This window comes from Streptomyces avermitilis MA-4680 = NBRC 14893 (genome assembly GCF_000009765.2).
Lineage (GTDB): Bacteria > Actinomycetota > Actinomycetes > Streptomycetales > Streptomycetaceae > Streptomyces > Streptomyces avermitilis.
In genome coordinates, this window is record NC_003155.5 from 2,076,604 (window position 1) to 2,094,800 (window position 18,197).

The following is an 18,197-nucleotide window of genomic DNA, read 5'->3' on the forward strand; positions in this document are numbered from 1 at the left end:
GGCGTGTTCACGCTGTCGCAGCGCCCTCTTCACCGATCCGTACTCGTTGATTCATGCCCGCTGGGGAGGGACAGCGCGGGTATCCGCAGGGGGGTGCATCCCGGACAGCCGGATCGCTGGACCGCTGGATCGCTGGATCGTCGAAGTGCGGGCGCGTGCTCCGGTCGGCCCGTTCGTCGACTGGCCCAATCGGCCGAGCCGACGCGCGCAATCAGAACCGAACGGGTATGGCCACCAATGAACCTATAAGCGCACAATCAATGGCACAGGACTTGGTGGACGGTGGGCATGCGACAGATGGCGCGGATGCGGCGCGGCGTGATGACGGCGGCACTGCTGGCCGCCACGGTGACGGGCTCCCTGGTGACGGGCTGCACCACGCACGGCCGCGCGGTCGACGACGGACGGAACCGGCAACAGGGCCACCCGGAGAGCCAGGTCAGCGGCAGCCCGAGCGCGACGGCGGGTCCGGTACTGGCGGTGAAGATCGACAACGCTGGTGCGGCCCGCCCGCAGACGGGCCTGGACACGGCGGACGTCGTGTACGCGGAGCAGGTCGAGGGCGGTCTGAGCCGGCTGATGGCGGTGTTCGCGACGAACCTGCCGAAGACCGTCGGGCCGGTGCGCAGCGCACGCGAGTCGGACCTGGAGCTGCTGGGCCAGTTCCACGATCCGACACTCGCGTTCTCGGGGGCCCAGCACAAGCTGCTGCCACTGATCGACAAGGCGCCCCTGCGGGCCGTGTCGCCGGAGCAGGACTCGAACGCCTACTTCCGCGGCGGCGACAAGGCGGCGCCGCACAATCTGTTCCTGCGGCCGAAGCGGCTGCTGAACTCCGCACCGGGCGCCGACGCGCTCACGACGGGGTTCCACTTCGGCGCGGCTCCCCCGGGTGGCACCCCGGAGAAGGCCCGCACGGTCCGCTTCCCCGCGGCCCGCTTCACCTTCACCTGGTCCGAGCAGCGGCAGCGCTGGCTGGTGTCGATGGACGGGACACAGGCGGTGACGACGGACGGCGCGACGGTGGCGCCGGCGACCGTGGTCGTGCAGCACGTGAAGGTGCGGCAGTCCAGGTTCCACGACTTCCTCGGCAGCAACACCCCCTACACGGAGACCGTCGGCACGGGCAAGGCCGAAGTCCTGCGCGACGGGCGGGTCTTCGACGTGGACTGGCAGCGGAAGTCGGCGACGGACGGCACGGAGTTCACGACCGCGGACGGCTCGCCGATGAACTTCGCCAAGGGACAGGTGTGGGTGGTGTTCGCGAAGGCGTGACGGAAGGCGGCCGCACCGGCCCGCCGGGCGGGGAGCGTCCGGGCGTTCAGGTCTTCGAGGCCGTGAGGGGTTCCGCGGGATTGCGGAGCCCCTCGGCGGCGTCCGAGACCCGTTGGATGAGGTCGAAGAACTGGCTCTGCTCCTCGGCCGAGAGGGGGGCCAGGAAGACCTGGTTCATCCGGGCCGTGCGCACCGTCAGCTTGCGGTGGGTGCGGGTGCCCTCCTCCGTGAGGCGCAGCAGGAAGCGGCGGCCGTCGTGCGCGTCGCGGACCTTGTCGAGCAGCCCGCGGCGACTGAGCCGGCTGATGACCTCGGCGATCGTGGACCGGTCGAGGCCGACCCGCTCTCCGACCGTGCGCTGGTCGAGGCCGGGCTCGGCCACGAGCGCGTTCAGGACCGCGAACTGCGGTGAGGTGATCTCCTCGGAGACCATCGTGTTCCACAGCAGGTAGTGCGCCTGCTGGAGCCGCCGGGCCAGGTGCCCGGGGTGGGTGGAGAGGTCCACCGCGGCCATGTGTGCTCCTCGCTCCACGTACGCGTCGCCGTCGGCCGCGCAGCTGTCTGATTTCCTCTGTGGTTTTCGTTGGTGCACTGAACGATACCTGCCCTCGGCACCCCTGTCCTGTCTCGCCAGGATGTCTCTCGTCCGCATTTTCCTTGGGGTATTGACTGCCCCGGGATCGGATGGCAGCGTGTTTGAAGCCTCGAACAAATAATCAGTGTGCTGACTAATTACGCGCTGGGCGCTCGGGAGAGATGGGGCTTCACGGATGGACAAGGTGGTCGCCACAGCCCTGGAGGCGGTGGCCGATGTGCCGGACGGCGCGACGCTCGCGGTCGGCGGATTCGGCCTGAGTGGTGTGCCGAACGTGCTGATCCAGGCTCTTTACGAGCGCGGAGTGGCGGGACTTGGCGTGGTCTCCAACAACTGCGGCGCGATGGAGTCGGGGCTCGCGGTACTGCTGGCGGCCGGACGGATCGCCCGCGTCACCGGTTCGTACATCGGGGCGAACAAGGAGTTCGCCCGCCAGTATCTGGCCGGTGAGCTGGAGGTGGAGATGATCCCGCAGGGCACGCTGGCCGAGCGGCTGCGCGCGGGCGGGGCCGGGATCCCCGCCTTCTATACCCCGGCCGGGGTCGGCACACAGGTCGCGGACGGCGGGCTGCCGTGGCGCTACGACGGCTCCGGCGGGGTGGCGTTGGCGTCGCCGCCGAAGGAGGTACGGGAGTTCGACGGCACCGAGTACGTCCTGGAGCACGGCATCCGTACCGACTTCGCCCTGGTCCGGGCGGCGAAGGGCGACCGGCACGGAAACCTGGTCTTCAACAAGTCCGCGCGGAACTTCAACCCGCTGGCCGCGATGGCGGGCCGGGTGACGATCGCCGAGGTGGAGGAGCTGGTGGAACCGGGCGGGCTCGACCCGGACGCGGTGCACGTGCCGGGCATCTTCGTACAGCGCGTCATCGCGCTCTCTCCGGAACAGACGAACGCCAAGATGATCGAGAAGCGGACCGTTTCGGCGTCCGCGGCAACCGGGACGGTGAGCGGCTGATGGCCTGGACACGCGAGGAGATGGCCGCCCGCGCCGCACGCGAGCTCGCCGACGGCCAGTACGTGAACCTCGGCATCGGCCTGCCGACGCTGATCCCCAACCACCTCCCCGCCGGTGTGGAGGTGATCCTGGAGTCGGAGAACGGGATCCTGGGCACCGGCCCGTATCCGGCCGAGGAGCAGGTCGACCCGGATCTCATCAACGCCGGCAAGGAGACCGTCACGGTCCTGCCGGGAGCCTCCTTCTTCGACTCGGCGCTGTCCTTCGGGATGATCCGCGGCGGGCACATCGACGTCGCCGTCCTCGGCGCGATGCAGGTCTCCGCGGGCGGTGACCTGGCGAACTGGGCGATCCCCGGCAAGATGATCACCGGGATCGGCGGCGCGATGGACCTGGTGCACGGCGCCCGCACGGTCATCGTCGTGATGACCCACACCGCCAAGGACGGCCAGGCGAAGATCCTCGAGGAGTGCGCGCTGCCGCTGACCGGCAGGGCCTGCGTCAACCGGATCATCACCGACCTCGGCGTTCTCGACGTCACCGCCGACGGACTGCTCCTGGTGGAGACCGCGCCCGGTGTCACCGCCGCGGAGATCGTCGATAAGACCGCCGCGAAGGTTCGTGTCCCGGAGGAGATCCGCTCGTGAAGGACGTCTACGTCGTCGACGCGGTCCGCACCCCGATCGGCAGGTACAACGGCTCGCTCGCCTCCGTCCGCCCGGACGACCTGGCCGCCCATGCCGTGCGTGAACTCCTCACCCGTACACCGGGCCTGGACCCGTCCCGGATCGAGGACGTGTACTTCGGCAACGCCAACGGCGCCGGCGAGGAGAACCGCAACGTCGGCCGGATGGCCGCCCTCCTCGCGGGCCTGCCCGCCTCCGTGCCCGGGGTGACCGTCAACCGGCTGTGCGCCTCCGGGCTCGAAGCCGTGATCCAGGCCGCGCGGGCCATCGCGCTCACCGTCGCCCACCAACTCGCCCGCAAGGGCTCGGGAGTCGGTGTCGCCACCCTCTGCATCGGCGTGGGCCAGGGCCTCGCCCTCGTCCTCGAGCGATAGGAAGACGCACCCATGGCTCTCACTCAGTCGCACATCGACATAGAGGTCGACGACCTCCAGAACGCGTACGACAAGGCGGTCGCCGAGGGCGGCCCGGTCCGCCACCACCCGCCGCGCGACTACGCCCCGTACCGCAGTTCCGTGCTGCGTCACCCCAAGCAGCCGCTGGTCGCCGTGCACGGCGGGGACCCGGAGACGGTGGAGCTGGCGGGTCCGGTCTTCGGCGTCACCGACATCACCGAGATCGACAACGACCTGACCCGCCAGCACCGGGGCGAGCCGATCGGCGAACGCATGACCGTCTCGGGCCGGCTCCTCGACCGCGACGGCCGACCCGTGCGGGGCCAGCTGGTCGAGGTCTGGCAGGCCAACGCGGCCGGCCGCTACGCCCATCTGCGCGAGCAGCACCCGGCGCCGCTCGACCCCAACTTCACCGGCGTGGGGCGGACCCTGACGGATGATCAGGGCCGGTACACGTTCACCACCATCAAGCCGGGCCCGTACCCGTGGGGCAACCACACCAACGCGTGGCGGCCCGCGCACATCCACTTCTCGGTCTTCGGCACGGCGTTCACCCAGCGGCTCGTGACACAGATGTACTTCCCGAGCGACCCGCTGTTCGCATACGACCCGATCCTGCGGTCCGTGACGGACGCGGCGGCCCGAAACCGTCTGATCGCCACCTACCAGCACGACCTCTCGGCGCCCGGGTTCTCCCTCGGCTACGCATGGGACATCGTCCTCGACGGTCCCTCCGCCACCTGGATCGAGGAAGGCCGTTGAGCATGACCGAGCGGTTGCTCCCCACCCCGTCCCACACCATCGGCCCCTTCTACGGGCACGCGCTCCCCTTCCCCGGTGGCCCGGACGTCGCGCCCCAGGGCCACCCCGACACGATCACCCTGCACGGATACGTGTTCGACGGTGCGGGTGCGCCGATCCCCGACGCCCTCCTGGACTTCTGGCAGGCGGCGCCCGACGGCTCCCTGACGGGTGCCCCCGGCTCGATGCGCCGCGACCCGTCGACGGGCGGCTTCCTGGGCCGCAACGGCACCGACTTCACGGGCTTCGGGCGGGTCGCCACGGACGCCGACGGACACTACGCGCTGCACACCCTGCCGCCGGGCAATGCCGGACTGCCGTACATCAGCGTGTGCGTGTTCGCGCGCGGTCTGGTGCACCACCTGTTCACCCGCGCCTACCTCGCCGACGGCGCCGACCCGCTGCTCGACTCGCTGCCCGCCGAGCGGCGCGCCACGCTCATCGCGGCCGAGGGCGCGAACCGCACGTACCGTTTCGACATCCGCCTTCAGGGCGAAGGCGAAACGGTCTTCCTGGAGTTCCAGTGACAGAACCCGTCGATTCCGTCGATTCCGACGCCGGCCTGCTCGCCCCCGGGTGGACGGGATCCCCCGCGTCGGCCGCCACCGGGAACGGTGCGTTTCTCCAGGCGCTGCTCGACGCGGAGGCGGCGCTGACGCGGGCCCAGGCGGGGCTCGGCCTGGCCCCGGCCGAGGCCGCGTCGGCGGTGTCGGTGGCCGCCGACGCCGTGGGCTTCGACGTCCGGTCGATCGCGCTGCGCGCCCGCGCCGGCGGCAATCCGGTGATCCCGATGGTAGCGGATCTGACGGCGGCGGTCGGCGCGGAGCACGGGCCGTACGTCCACCGGGGCGCGACCAGCCAGGACATCATGGACACGGCGATGATGCTGGTCGCCCGCGCCGCACTGGACCTGATCCTGGCGGACCTGGAGCGTACGGCGCGGGCGCTGGGCCGACTGGCCGCCGCCCACCGGGACACCGTGATGCCGGGGCGGACCCTGACACAGCATGCTGTACCGACGACCTTCGGGCTGAAGGCGGCGGGATGGCGCTCGCTGGTGCTGGACGCCCGGGACCGGCTCACGACCGTGCGGCTGCCGGCCCAACTGGGCGGGGCCGCAGGAACGTTGGCGGCCTTCAACGCGTTCGGGACCGAGGACACCCAGGCCCTCGTGACCGCGTACGCCCGTGAACTCGGGCTCGCGGAACCGGCGTTGCCGTGGCACACCCTGCGTACGCCGATCGCCGATCTGGCCGGAGCCCTGGCCTTCACGGCCGGCGCCCTCGGCAAGCCGGCGGCGGACGTCCTCACCCTCGCCCGCACGGAGATCGCCGAGGTCACCGAGGGTGCCGGGGGCGGGTCGTCCGCCATGCCGCACAAGGCGAATCCCGTCGCGGCTACCCTGATCGCCGCCTCCGCCCGGCGCGCGCCAGGGCTCGCCGCCACGCTCTACGCGTCGATGGCCGCCGAGGACGAGCGGCCCGCCGGGGCCTGGCATGCCGAGTGGGAGCCGCTGCGGGAGCTGCTCCGACTGGTCGGTGGGGCCGCGGGCCATGCCGCCGAACTGGCGGAGGGCCTTTGGGTGAACGCGGACACCATGCGGGAGCACCTCGGTCTCACCCAGGGGCTGATCGTCTCCGAGCGGCTGGCCGCCGAGCTCGCTCCCGTGCTCGGGCGGGCCCGCGCCAAGGAGCTGGTGACCCGGGCCGCGAAGCTCGCCGTCGCCGAGAACCGGCCTCTCGTGGACGTGCTCGGTGAGGAGCAGGAGCTGACGGACCTCGATCTCGCGGACCTCACCGACCCCACCCGCTACACGGGCTCCGCGGGAGCCCTCACCGACCGTGCGCTGGAGCGACGTTGACCACCAAACCGAACGGCAGGCTGTCGCACCACCACGCCGAGGGACCCGTCACCGCTCCCCCGCTGCTCCTCGGCCCCTCGCTGGGCACGTCGTACGCGCTGTGGGACAAGGTCGCGCCCGAGCTGTCCGTCACGCACCGGGTGATCCGCTGGGACCTGCCCGGGCACGGCGGCTCGCCGGCCGGTCTGATCGGTCCGGGGGCGACCGTCGCCGACCTCGCCGAGCTGGTGCTGGCGCTCGCCGGCTCACTGGGCATCGACCGGTTCGCGTACGCCGGTGTCTCGCTGGGTGGAGCGGTCGGGCTGCACCTCGCCGCGCACCACCCGGAGCGGGTGTCGTCCCTCGCGGTCCTCTGCTCGTCGGCCCACTTCAACGGCGCGCAGCCGTGGCGGGAGCGGGCCGAGCTGGTCCGCCGGGAGGGTGTCGCGCCGGTCGCGGCGACGGCCGACTCCCGCTGGTTCACGCCCGGTTTCACCGTGCCGGAGCTCGTCCAGGACCACCGGGACGCGGACCCGGACGCGTACGCGGCCTGCTGTGACGCGCTGGCCGCGTTCGACCTCCGTGACCGGCTGTCGTCGATCACCGCCCCGACGCTGCTGGTCGCGGGCCGTCAGGACCCCGCGACGCCGCCCGCGCATCTGCGGGAGATCGCGGACGCGGTGCCCGGCGCCTCGCTCACCGAGATCGCGGGCGCCTCGCATCTCGCGCCCGCGGAGCGCCCGGAGGCCGTGCTCGCCGCGTTGCGCGGGCACTTCGACGGGTATGCGTCGCGCGGGATGGAGGTACGCCGCCAGGTCCTCGGCGACGAGCACGTGGACCGCGCGCAGGCACGGCAGACCCCCTTCACCGCCCGCTTCCAGGACTTCATCTCGCGCTATGCCTGGGGCGAGATCTGGACCGACTCCACCCTCACGCGCCGTGAGCGCAGCATGATCACGCTGACGGCGCTGGTGGCGCACGGCCACTACGACGAACTGGCCCTGCATGTGCGGGCGGCCCGGCGGAACGGGCTCACACCGGAGGAGATCGGCGCGGTGCTGCTCCAGACGGCGGTGTACTGCGGGGTTCCGGCGGCGAACTCGGCGTTCGCGGTGGCGCAGCGGGTGCTGGCCGAGGAGGACGACACGGCGGGGTGACCACGACGACGGACCGGCTGCACGGACCGGCTGCACGGACCGGCTGCACGGCGCCTGAGGGGAAGCGCCTGGGGAGGGAAGCGCCTGACACCCGGCGTTCCGGCTACCGGAGCCCCGGCCCGTTGTCCAGTGCCTCCTGGGCCTGCGCCACCAGGCCGTCCGCGCCGCAGGAGCGGGCCAGCGTCAGGCCGCGGGTGAGTTCGGTCGCCGAGCGCGTCGCGATGCCGTACTCCACCCGGGCCGCCGCGTGTTCGTACGAGCACGGTGACGCCTCCAGATACGTCACCGCCTGCTTGTACAGCGAAGCGGCGCGCTGGCCGGTCTCCAGGGCCGCGGCGCAGCGGAGTGCTTCGCCGATCGCCGTGTCGGTGCCGAAGCGTTCGGCCTGGCGGCGGGCGGTCGCCGCCAGTTCGGCGGCCCGGCGCGGGTCGTCGACGGCCAGTGCCCTGGCGAGGTCCAGCGCCCAGGGGGCCAGCACCGTGTTGTGGTGACCCCGTGCGGTGGCCGCCTTCTCCGCGGCCTCCAGTTCGTTGACGCCTTCCTCGGTGCGGCCGAGGGCGAGCAGCAGCCGACCGCGCACGGAGCGGGTGTCGGGCAGCACGATGGTGGTCGGGTACGGCGGGCCGAAGCCGTACCGCTCGGCGATCTCCGCGGCCTCCTCGACATGGCCGCGGGCGAGCAGTGTGTCGACGAGTCCGCAGGTCGCGGACCAGTACAGGGGCAGTCCGCGGCCGACGCGCTCGGCGATGCGCAGGGACTCGCGCAGATACTTCTCGGCCTCCGTGAGACGCCCCCGCCTGCGATGGCCGAGGCCGACGTAGGAATGGGCCAGGGCGAGATGGCCGCCGCTCCATCCGGCGCCCTCGTAGGCGCGCAGCGCCTCGTTGTAGAGGGCTTCCGCGCGGTCGAGCCGGTCCGCGTAGGCGTACGCGCTGGCCAGCATCATGAGGAGCTCGATGCCCCACTCGGTGTCGGTCCAGCCGAGTCCGGGCGCGAGGCGGCCGTTGACGAGGGCGCGGTCGCAGAGCTCGGCGACCTCCTCGGCGTTCTCGCCGCGCGTCATCGCGTCGAAGCCGCGCAGGATGAGCAGCGCGCGTTCGGAGTTGTCCTTGCCGGTGCACTTCTTGGCGAGCTCGGCGAGGGCGCGCACGCTGGTCGGCGAGATGTCCTCACCCGCGTGGACGCACTCCCACATGTAGTGCACCGCCTGGAGCCGCATCCGGGCCGGTCCCGGTTCGAGCCGGGCGGCCTCGGCGTCGACCGTGCGGACGGCCTCCTCGACCTGGTTGTTGTGCAGCAGCGCCTGGGACAGGCGGAAGACGGCGTCCACGCGTACGTCCCCGTCGAGGCCCGGCATGGCGAGCGCCGCCTGGAGGTAGTCGATGGTGGTGGCGGGCGAGGTGAGGAGCGTGGCGCAGCCCAGCTCGTAGAGCACGCGGGCGTGGACGTCCGACAGCGGAGGCTCCAGCAGGGCGCGCTCGAGACAGCGTCGGGCGGCGTCCGGGGCGCCGACCGCGAGGTGTTCGCGGGCCGCCTCGCGCATCTGGTCGACCAGCTCCGCGTCGTCGTCCGGGTGCACTTCGAGGAGGTGGCGGGAGGCGGCCGCGGCCCCGAGTCCGGAATCGGTGACGACCTGCGCGGCCACGCCGTGCATGGCGGTGCGCAGGGCGTCCGGGATCGAGTTGTAGACGGCGCTGGCGATCAGCGGGTGCACGAACTCCAGGTCGCCGTCCGGCTGTCGGCCGTTGACCGGGGCGGGTTCGGTGAGGATGCGGGCCGCGCCCAGCAGGTCCGCGCAGTGCAGGGCCTCCTCGCGCTGCATGCCGGCGAGCTGGGCCGCGAGGTCGAGGGAGATCCCGGTGCCGAGGATCGCGGCGGCCCAGGCGAACCGCGTGGCGTCGATGCCGAGTCCTTCGAGGCGGGCGACGAGTCCACGGCCGCGGGCCGAGCGGTTGAGGGCGCGCAGTTCGGCGGCCGAGGACTCGCTCGGCTCCAGCTCGCTGTCCTGCACCTTGGCGAGGAGTTCGACGGTCTCGTACGGGTTGCCGCCGGTGACGGCCCACACCTCGCGGCAGAACGGGGCGTCGGCGTGCACACCGACCGTGGCCCGGGTGAGCCCTGCGGTCGCCTCGGGGGTGAGTGCGCTGAGGGTGGCGACCGGGCCGGCCGCGGCGGCGATCACGTCGAGGTGACGGGTGCTCTCCTCGGTGGCCTCGCCGGGGCGGCGGGCGACCACCACGAGGACGGACAGGTCGTGGAGGCGCTCGGCGAACGCGGCCAGCCAGTGCAGGGTCTCCTGGTCGGCCCAGTGCGCGTCGTCGATCAGCAGGACCAGCGGCCACTCGCGCCGGGCCAGTCGGCGCACCGCCGCGACCAGGCCGTCGCACACGCCCTGCGGGTCGGCCTGGCGGTCGCCCGGCTCGGTGATCCCGAGCGCGGGCCCCGCGATGTCGTACCAGTCGCCCAGGTATTCGCGCGCCTCGTCGGGCATGAGCGCGACGAGCGCGGGTTGCAGCAACTGCCGTACGACATTGAAGGGAACGGACGTGACGGTCTCGCCGCCGCGTGCCGACCACACCGTGCAGCCGCGGCTCTCCGCGATCCGGCGCGTCTCGCCGAGCAGCGCGGTCTTGCCGATGCCCGCCTCACCACTGAACACCAGCAGGCTTCCCGAGCCCGAGGACGGGGAGTCCGCGCGCAGGGCGTCGACCGCCTCCACAAGCGCGGCGATCTCCGCGTCGCGTTCCCACAGGGAAGCCGAGGCGACCGCTCCGGGCCGTACCTCCGTCATCCCGCTACCTCCCCAGATCGCCCAAACGGCGTACAGGCATTGAGCCTAGTCCTCCGCAGGCCACGACGGAGGAGGTCCGGGCACGTGTTGCCGTGACGGGTGACACCGAGTGCCCCAGGGCGACGCGGCAGACCTCCGACCAGCCGTTGTGAAAGTTATTGACAGCAAACAAATGGGAAATTGAAACTAACTTTCCACCATCACCGTGGCCCGGGAGGAACCGGCATGAGCATCCCCGTGCAGGACTCGGACCGGCGCGCCGCCCGGCCCGAGCAGTCCCGAAGGGCCCTGCTCGCGGGCTCGGTGGGCAACCTGATCGAGTGGTACGAGTTCGGTGTCTACGGCTATTTCGCCACGATCGTCGCGGCCCGCTTCTTCACCCCCGAGGGCGGTGGCGAGGTGGAGGGCCTGGTGAAGGCGTATGCGTCGTTCGCACTCGCGTTCTTCTTCCGGCCGGTCGGGGCCGCGCTGTTCGGACGCCTCGGCGACCGGATCGGCCGCCGCCCGGTCCTCATCCTGGTGATCGCCCTGATGACGGCCGCCACGACCCTGATCGGCGCACTGCCCACCTACGCCACGGCAGGCGCCCTGGCCCCCTGGCTGCTCACCTTCCTCCGCGTGGTCCAAGGGCTTTCCGCGGGCGGGGAGTTCGGGGGCGCGGTGTCGGTGATGACGGAGTTCGCGCCGCCGGGCCGGCGCGGTCTGTACGGGTCGTGGCAGTCGTTCACCGTGGCGCTGGGCCTTCTGTGCGGGGCCGGGGTCGCCGCGCTGCTCGCGGTGTTCCTCTCCGAGGCGCAGCTCAGCTCCTGGGGCTGGCGGCTGCCGTTCCTGCTGACGCTGCCCCTCGGCCTTGGCGCGCTGTGGCTACGGCTGCGGCTGGACGAGACGCCGGCCTTCGCGAGCGGGCGCGCGCACCCAAACGCGTACGACCGGCCGCCCGCCCGCCGGCTGGCCGGGGCCATCGCCCTGGGCGCGAGCCGCGTCATGGGATGGGCGGCGGCCGGCTACACCTTCCTCGTCGTGCTCCCCTCGTATCTCCAGAGCACCCTGCACGCCACCTTCCAGCAGGCCCTGGTCGCCACGGTCCTCGCCAACCTCGGCTTCGCGGCCACGATCGTCCCGGCGGGCCTGCTCAGCGACCGGATCGGACGGCGTCCCGTGATGCTGACCGGGGCAGCGCTCGTCACCGTTCTCGCCCTGCCGCTCCTCAACCTCCTTCAAAACACCGGCACTTCGAACGCCGCGAAGGGCGTGGCGGTGTGCGCGGCGGGCGCCGTCGTCGGACTGATGGCGGGTCCCGGGCCCGCGATGCTCTCCGAGATGTTCCCGACGCGCGTGCGCTGCACCGGCCTGGGACTCGCCTACGCCCTGTCCAATGCCGTGTTCTCGGGATGCGCGGGCCTCATCATCACGGAGACGATCGAACGGACCGGGAACGTGGACATCCCCGCGTACTACGCGGCGGCGACCTGCGCCGTGAGCGCGCTGGCGCTGGCCACGGTCCGCACGAACCAGAAGAGTCAAGGGAGTTGAGAGCGTGCGGGTGATCGGCCTGATGTCCGGAACGTCGTACGACGCGATCGACGCGGCGGCCGCCGACCTCGGCCTGGCCGGGGACCGTCTCGTACTGAAGCCACTGGGGCTGATGAGCGAGGCGTACGACTCCGGCCTCAGGGAGGAGCTCGCGGCGGCGCTGCCCCCGGCGGCGACGAGCCTGGCCGGGGTCTGCCGCCTCGACACCCGGATCGGGCAGGCCTTCGCGGCGGCGGCCGTGCGGGCGGACCGTGAACTGTGCGGCGGGCGAGCCGAGTTGGTGGCCTCGCACGGGCAGACCGTCTATCACTGGGCCGAGGCGGGGCGGGTGTACGGCACGCTCCAGCTCGGGCAGCCCGCCTGGATCGCCGAGGCGACCGGACTGCCCGTGGTCGCGGACTTCCGCCCGCGCGACATCGCCGCCGGGGGTCAGGGCGCGCCACTGGTCAGCCTGGTCGACCTGCTGTGGCTGCGCGGCCGCGCGGGGACGTCCGTGGCTCTGAACCTGGGCGGCATCGCCAACCTCACGGCCCCCGACGGGACCGCGTTCGACACCGGGCCGGCGTGCGCGCTGATCGACGCGGCGGCGCACGGTCTGAGCGGGGGCCGCCTCGACCACGACGTCGACGGGGCGCTGGCGGCCCGCGGCACCGTGCACGAGCCGATGCTGCGACGGCTGTTGGCGGAGCCGTACTACGCGCTGCCCGCGCCGAAGACGACGGGCAAGGAGCTGTTCCACCTCGGATATCTGCGCGACGCGCTCGCCGGATTCGGGACACTGACCGCCGAGGACGTGATCGCGACGCTCACCCGGCTCACCGCGCTGACGGTCGCGGACGCCGTGCGCGCGGTGCGGGCCACGGAGGTCGTCGCCTCCGGCGGCGGGACCCGCAATCCCGTCCTGATGGAGATGCTCGCCCGGGAACTGGGCGCGGTGGCCCTGCGCACCTCCGACGAACTCGGGCTGCCCTCGGCCGCGAAGGAGGCGTACGCGTTCGCCGTCCTGGGGTTCCTGACCGTGCACGGCCTGGCGGGCACCGACCCGGTGAGCACCGGCGCACGGCATCCCAGTGTGCTCGGGTCGGTGACACCGGGGCGGGACGGACTGCGGCTGCCGCCGCGCGCGGACTGGTCACCCGTACGGCTGGTGCTGGAGTGACCTGACCCGTGGAACGGCCCGAAAATCCGCGGGCGGCCCGAAAAGCACCCCCACCCTCTCATCCCTCTTTCACGCGAGCCTCATACGGTGGTCCCATGACGCAGGTGACTCCTCCCGGGTGGTACCCCGACCCCGGGCAGACAAGTGACGGTCCCGCCCTCGAGCGCTGGTGGGACGGCAAGGCATGGACGGACCAGACCCGCCCCGTGGGTTCGGCCGCCGCGTGGGGTCCGCCGGCCCATCCCCCGACCGTCGGCGCGTATCCGGACGGGCCGCCCGCCCCCGCGCGGCGTGGGCTGCGGACGGGCATAGCCGTCGCCGCCGCGATCGCCGTCCTGGCCGGCATCGGAGGCGGTGTGTACGCGCTGACCAAGGACGACGGCGGCAGCGGCAACGCCTCGAACTCACAGGGACCGGGCGGTCCCGGCGGCCAGAACGGTCAGGGCGGCACCGGTGGCGGCGAGGGCGGCTCCGGCGGTCCGGGCGGCCTGCCCGGCGATTCGGGCGGCTCCGACGGCCAGAGCCCGGCGCCGGACCAGTCCGAGCCGCCGAAGGTCAAGGGCGGCGGTGCCGTCTCCGACGCGATCAACGGCATCAGCCTTCCCGTGCCGGACGACTGGTACGGCCAGGCGCTGACCGCGGGCGCGCAGGTGTCGTCGAACGACTCGTACAAGTGCCCCGGCGACACGTCCAAGAAGTGCACCACCGGCGGGGCCTACTCGGCGCCCGCCGTGGCGCTGGGCACCGACGGCAGCACGCCCGAGGAGGTCGCGAAGGCGGACATCGCGGCGAACGCCAAGGAGTCCTACGGCGGCACCACCTACGGCAAGATCACCTCGCACGAGGAGCTGGCCTCCAAGGCGGTGACCGTGGCCGGGCAGAAGGGCTACCTGGTCCGCTGGAAGGCGGTCACCAGCAAGGGCGCCGACGGCTATGTCGAGTCGCTCGTCTTCCCGTCGCCGGCGAACGCGAAGCAGTTGGTCGTGGTCCGCTTCGGCATCGACGTCGGGAAGAAGGAGTCGGTGATCGACGAGATCACCAAGGGCATCAAGGTGTCCTCCGGCGGCGGCAGCGGACAGAACGTCTGATCCGCCCCGCACACCGGACGGCCGGGTGGGGCGCCTCTCCGCTCAAGAGGAACCCCACCCGGCCGGGGGGTGCGCGCCGCCCCCGTCCCCACGGTGCGGCGCGGTCAGGCCGACGTCCGGTCATCCCGCGGACGGCGGCCTGGGTCTTCAGGTGAGGCCGAGTGCCGGGAGCACGGCGGCCTCCACAAAGCGTGCGAGGTACTCCTCGTCCGCGTACTGCCCCTCCAGGACGGGGCGGACGCGCAGGACACCGAGAAGCTGTGCGGGGATGTACTCCAGCGCCGGATGGTCGGCGGCGATCTCGCCGCGCTCGACTCCGCGCCGGATCATCTCCTGGAGCGCCTCGATCTCGGGCTCGACGAGCGCGTCGCGCAGCGCCTGCTGGAGTTCCTCGTCCTGCATCACGGCATGGCCGAGCGCCTGGAGCAGCTGGGTGTCACGGCCGGACCAGGTGCCCGCCGCCCGTGCCGCCTCGCGCAGGTCTCCGGCCAGCGAGCCGGTGTCGATCCCGGAGAACCGCACCTGCCGGTTGGCGCGCAGGGCGGCGGCCACGAACTGGGGCTTCGTCTTCCACTGCCGGTAGAGCGTCGACTTGCTGCACCGGGTGCTGGCGGCGACGCCCTCCATGGTGAGCGCGTCGTAGCCGCATTCACGGATCTGTTCGAGCACGGCGTCGAAGAACTCCTGCTCACGCTCAGGCGTGATCTTGGAGCGGCGCGAGGCGACGACCGTCTCCGGTCCGTCCGCTGCCTGCGACGTCATGGCTCTGCTCCTCGCTCGTAGTGCCGGTCGCGATCCCGTTTCCGTGGCCCGCCTCACAAGAGTATATCGATACGTCAGTGTACCGGTACGCGGCCGTATCGGTACACTGGCGTATCGGTACACTGTCGTATCGATGAGCCTTGGACAGGACCCACTCCCCTGCCGAGTGGACCTTGTCCTGGGCTCACCGCGCATCACCTCAAGCAAGAACGTCAGCAAAGGGGCCCGGGGATGGATTCCCTGACGGAGCCTGATCCAGAAGGGGCAGCCGCGGTCCAGCGGCCGCCCCTCGTCCGTGAGCTCCTGCTCGTCGCGGGGCTCTTCGTCGTCTACAAAGTGGGCCGGCAGCTGGCGAACGGCCACACCGGCGAGGCCTTCCACAACGCACAGCGGGTGTGGGACGGGGAGCGCGCCCTGCGTCTGCCGGACGAGGGCGCCGTGCAGTCCGCACTGCTGCACGGCGACGCCCTCGTCCACGTCGCCAACACCTACTACGCGGTCGTGCACTTCCCGGCCACCGCGGCCTTCCTGGTCTGGCTGTACCTGCGGCGCCCCGGCCACTACCTGTGGGCCCGCCGGGTCCTCGCCGTACTCACCGCCGCCGCGCTGGTGCTGCACCTGACGTTCCCGCTCGCCCCGCCGCGGCTGCTGGCGGCGGCCGGCCTGGTGGACACCGCGCAGGTGTACGGACCGTCGGTCTACGGGGGGAACCCGGAGACCGACTCGATGGCGAACCAGTTCGCCGCGATGCCGTCGCTGCACTTCGGCTGGGCGCTGATGGTGGCGATCGGACTGATCGCCGCGACCCGGTCCCGCTGGCGCCCGCTGTGGCTGCTGCATCCGCTGCTGACCCTGATGGTGATCGTCGGAACGGCGAACCACTACTGGCTGGACGCGGGCGTGGCGGCGGCGCTGCTCGGCATCGCGCTCGCGGTGATCCACGCGCCGGTCCGGACGGCCGCGGCGGCGGACCGCACGCCCGCGCCCGCGGACATCGCCGTCCCGGCGACGGGGCTCACGGCACCGGCGGGCGACGCCGCACCGCCGCTCGCCGGCCTGGCGGGCCACGTCGTGCCGGCGCCCGTGGGGGCCGCGCCGTCCACGGGTGGCAGCGGCCTCGTGGGAGCACGCCGAGCGGAAGCCGAACGAGTCGGAGCGAGCCCAGCGGAAGCGAACCCAGCGAAAGCGAGCCGAGCGGGAGCGGAACGCGTGGGAACGGAACGAGTGGGAGCGGGCCGGTGAACGCCACCCTCGTCGCCATCGTCCTGTCCCTGTTCTCCGCCGTCGCGTACGCGGCCGCCGCGGTGGCCCAGGAGCGGCTCGCCGCCCGGAACACCGACACGGGTGCGCTGCGTCTGCTCGGCGACACCGCCTGGTGGTGGTCGGTCGCGCTCAACGCCTCGGCCGCGCTGCTGCACGTCGCCGCGCTCAAGTACGGGCCGCTGACCCTGGTGCAGCCGCTCGGCGCGCTGACCCTGGTGGCCGCGGTGCCGCTCGGGGCCCGGGTCGCCGGGCGGCGGGTCAGCGCGGTCGAGTGGCGCGGCACGGCGCTCACCCTGATCGGCCTGGCCGCGCTGCTCGTCACCGCGTCCGGGCCGGCGCCCGACGATGTGCTGACGGTGCCGGAGGCGCTGGCCGTCGCCGGTGCCACCGCGGTGCTGATCGGCGGCCTGTCGCGGCCGGGAGCGCGGCCGGGGCTGCGGCACGCGACCGCCTCCGGGTTCGCGTCGGGTGTCGCCTCGGCCCTCACCCAGACGGTGACGGTGGCCGCGACGGACCGCTCGGACTCGCTGCTGAGCGCCCAAGTGATCGTGGTGACCCTGCTCGTGGCGGCCTTCGCGGCGGGTGGCCTGCTGCTGTCGCAGACCGCGTACCAGGGCGGTCTCGGCGCTCCGCTCGCCGTCGTGACGCTCGCCAATCCGGTGGCCGCCTCGGTGATCGGCCTGTCCCTGCTCGGCGAACGCCTCGAGGGCGGCCCGACGGGTGTGCTGCTGGCGTTCGTGGGAGCGGCGATCGCGGCATGGGGCGTGGTGACGCTGTCCCGGTCGGCGCCCGCGCCCGCGCCCGTGGCGGACGACGACCACCCGGTCGCGGCGGTGCTGGCGCTGGAGCCCGGATCAGCGGCGTACGAACCCTCGTTGCTGCCCCAGCAGCCGAACCCCGGCCATCTGACGGCTCACTAGTGCCGCAACGGGCAACGACGGCGGAAGGGCGGTTGCGGAGATCCGCAACCGCCCTTCCTCATGTCGAGCGCCGCATGCCGAACGGCTGTGTCAGCCGAGCCCCCGGGAGTCCTGCTTGAGCGCCGTGTCGACGGTCAGCGCCGTCGCCACGACGAGGCTCAGCAGGGGTTCGGGGAGCTGGAAGTGGATCTGCAGGACGTAGTTGTCCGCGGTCGTGAACATCGTCTTGGCGAGGCCTTCCCAGGTCTTGGTGATCCTGGCGACCTCGTTGCCCGCGTGGTCGACGATCGCGAAGTTCCAGGCCCGCCAGTTCTCCGCCTTGATCGCACCGACCTGCTGGCCGTCGACGTTCATCGCGAAGTTGATCTTTCCGATCATGTTCTGCTGAACGATCTCACCGACGGGCGAGCCGTCCGGACGCGACACGATCACCCGCGACTTGAAGATCTTCGCGGGGCGGGTCAGCAGCAGCTGCGGCTGACCGTACGCGTCACGGATCTCCAGCTTGTGGGTCATGAACTGGTCGACGCTGGAGACGAAGCGCAGGACCTTCTTGAAGGCGTTCTGCCCGACCTCGGTGACCGAGCCGAGCTGGTTGCCGTTCTGGTCCATGACCTTGTACTCGTTGGTCACCTCGATCAGCTTGGCCTTCTGGTTCACCACCAGGACCGGCTCGGTGAACAGCGTGCCGCCGCCGACCGCGCCGGCCGCGACCCCGGCCTCCTGCTGCACCTGACGCTGCACGCGCCGGTCGGGAGCCGGGGCGGCCTGCTGGGCGTACGCCTGCTGGGGCTGCTGCGCCTGCTGCGGTACCTGCGGCGCACCTTGGGCCTGCTGGTCCGCATTCGTGTGGTCGGTCCACTGAGCACCGTCCCAGTAACGCAGCGTCTGGGGCGCCCCGTGCGGATCCGGGTACCAACCTGCAGGAGTGTTCGAATGCGTGGTCACCGGGGCACACTACCGCGAGACGGCCG

Annotated in this window: 17 protein-coding genes; 13 read left to right on the plus strand and 4 right to left on the minus strand. The window is 72.2% G+C overall.

Annotated features, from left to right (window positions below):
- Nucleotides 1–288: 288 nt before the first annotated feature.
- On the plus strand, nt 289–1,275 hold the full coding sequence (locus SAVERM_RS08980; RefSeq protein ID WP_037646165.1) for a DUF3048 domain-containing protein: 987 nt from the start codon (nt 289–291) through the stop codon (nt 1,273–1,275).
- A gap of 46 nt (nt 1,276–1,321) precedes the next feature.
- On the opposite strand, the gene SAVERM_RS08985 is transcribed toward SAVERM_RS08980, so the two are convergent.
- Complete coding sequence (locus SAVERM_RS08985) at nt 1,322–1,789, minus strand: MarR family winged helix-turn-helix transcriptional regulator (protein WP_010983138.1); 468 nt, start codon at nt 1,787–1,789, stop codon at nt 1,322–1,324.
- A 256-nt stretch (nt 1,790–2,045) separates the two neighbouring features.
- Between SAVERM_RS08985 and SAVERM_RS08990 the strand changes: the two genes are divergently transcribed.
- Genes SAVERM_RS08990 through pcaDC form a run of 7 tightly spaced genes read left to right on the plus strand, consistent with a single transcriptional unit; the run spans nt 2,046 to nt 7,707 of the window.
- Complete coding sequence (locus SAVERM_RS08990; protein WP_010983139.1) at nt 2,046–2,828, plus strand: CoA transferase subunit A; 783 nt, start codon at nt 2,046–2,048, stop codon at nt 2,826–2,828.
- Entirely contained in the window at nt 2,828–3,475 is a 648-nt protein-coding gene (locus SAVERM_RS08995; protein WP_010983140.1) for a CoA transferase subunit B, read from the plus strand. Before SAVERM_RS08990 ends, SAVERM_RS08995 begins: the two co-directional genes overlap by 1 nt.
- The gene (locus SAVERM_RS09000) at nt 3,472–3,888 is read left to right on the plus strand and encodes a thiolase family protein (RefSeq protein WP_010983141.1); all 417 of its coding nucleotides are present in this window, start codon (nt 3,472–3,474) and stop codon (nt 3,886–3,888) included. Before SAVERM_RS08995 ends, SAVERM_RS09000 begins: the two co-directional genes overlap by 4 nt.
- A 12-nt stretch (nt 3,889–3,900) precedes the next feature.
- Nucleotides 3,901–4,671: a protocatechuate 3,4-dioxygenase subunit beta gene (gene pcaH / locus SAVERM_RS09005; protein WP_010983142.1), complete on the plus strand. Its 771-nt coding sequence runs from the start codon at nt 3,901–3,903 to the stop codon at nt 4,669–4,671.
- Between the two features lie 2 nt (nt 4,672–4,673).
- Nucleotides 4,674–5,237 carry a protocatechuate 3,4-dioxygenase subunit alpha gene (gene pcaG, locus SAVERM_RS09010; RefSeq protein WP_037645869.1) on the plus strand — a complete coding sequence of 188 codons (564 nt, stop codon included), beginning with the start codon at nt 4,674–4,676 and terminating at the stop codon, nt 5,235–5,237.
- Nucleotides 5,234–6,571 carry a 3-carboxy-cis,cis-muconate cycloisomerase gene (gene pcaB, locus SAVERM_RS09015; RefSeq protein WP_010983144.1) on the plus strand — a complete coding sequence of 446 codons (1,338 nt, stop codon included), beginning with the start codon at nt 5,234–5,236 and terminating at the stop codon, nt 6,569–6,571. Before pcaG ends, pcaB begins: the two co-directional genes overlap by 4 nt.
- On the plus strand, nt 6,568–7,707 hold the full coding sequence (gene pcaDC, locus SAVERM_RS09020) for a bifunctional 3-oxoadipate enol-lactonase/4-carboxymuconolactone decarboxylase PcaDC (RefSeq protein ID WP_010983145.1): 1,140 nt from the start codon (nt 6,568–6,570) through the stop codon (nt 7,705–7,707). Before pcaB ends, pcaDC begins: the two co-directional genes overlap by 4 nt.
- 103 nt (nt 7,708–7,810) lie before the next feature.
- Here the strand turns inward: pcaDC and SAVERM_RS09025 are convergent, their stop codons facing one another.
- Complete coding sequence (locus SAVERM_RS09025; RefSeq protein ID WP_010983146.1) at nt 7,811–10,498, minus strand: ATP-binding protein; 2,688 nt, start codon at nt 10,496–10,498, stop codon at nt 7,811–7,813.
- Between the two features lie 225 nt (nt 10,499–10,723).
- On the opposite strand from SAVERM_RS09025, the gene SAVERM_RS09030 reads away from it, so the two are divergent.
- From SAVERM_RS09030 to SAVERM_RS09040, 3 genes are all read left to right on the plus strand, one after another.
- Nucleotides 10,724–12,031 carry an MFS transporter gene (locus tag SAVERM_RS09030; RefSeq protein ID WP_037645868.1) on the plus strand — a complete coding sequence of 436 codons (1,308 nt, stop codon included), beginning with the start codon at nt 10,724–10,726 and terminating at the stop codon, nt 12,029–12,031.
- 4 nt (nt 12,032–12,035) lie between these two features.
- Complete coding sequence (locus SAVERM_RS09035; RefSeq protein ID WP_010983148.1) at nt 12,036–13,190, plus strand: anhydro-N-acetylmuramic acid kinase; 1,155 nt, start codon at nt 12,036–12,038, stop codon at nt 13,188–13,190.
- A 95-nt stretch (nt 13,191–13,285) separates the two neighbouring features.
- Nucleotides 13,286–14,278: a DUF2510 domain-containing protein gene (locus SAVERM_RS09040; RefSeq protein ID WP_010983149.1), complete on the plus strand. Its 993-nt coding sequence runs from the start codon at nt 13,286–13,288 to the stop codon at nt 14,276–14,278.
- Nucleotides 14,279–14,425: 147 nt separating this feature from the next.
- Here SAVERM_RS09040 and SAVERM_RS09045 read toward each other — a convergent pair whose 3' ends face one another.
- The gene (locus tag SAVERM_RS09045; protein ID WP_010983150.1) at nt 14,426–15,040 is read right to left on the minus strand and encodes a TetR/AcrR family transcriptional regulator; all 615 of its coding nucleotides are present in this window, start codon (nt 15,038–15,040) and stop codon (nt 14,426–14,428) included.
- A gap of 231 nt (nt 15,041–15,271) precedes the next feature.
- Between SAVERM_RS09045 and SAVERM_RS09050 the strand changes: the two genes are divergently transcribed.
- Complete coding sequence (locus SAVERM_RS09050; protein ID WP_010983151.1) at nt 15,272–16,282, plus strand: phosphatase PAP2 family protein; 1,011 nt, start codon at nt 15,272–15,274, stop codon at nt 16,280–16,282.
- On the plus strand, nt 16,279–17,223 hold the full coding sequence (locus SAVERM_RS09055; protein ID WP_010983152.1) for a DMT family transporter: 945 nt from the start codon (nt 16,279–16,281) through the stop codon (nt 17,221–17,223). Before SAVERM_RS09050 ends, SAVERM_RS09055 begins: the two co-directional genes overlap by 4 nt.
- Before the next feature lie 90 nt (nt 17,224–17,313).
- On the opposite strand, the gene SAVERM_RS09060 is transcribed toward SAVERM_RS09055, so the two are convergent.
- On the minus strand, nt 17,314–18,171 hold the full coding sequence (locus SAVERM_RS09060; RefSeq protein ID WP_010983153.1) for an LURP-one-related family protein: 858 nt from the start codon (nt 18,169–18,171) through the stop codon (nt 17,314–17,316).
- Nucleotides 18,172–18,197 lie beyond the last annotated feature (26 nt).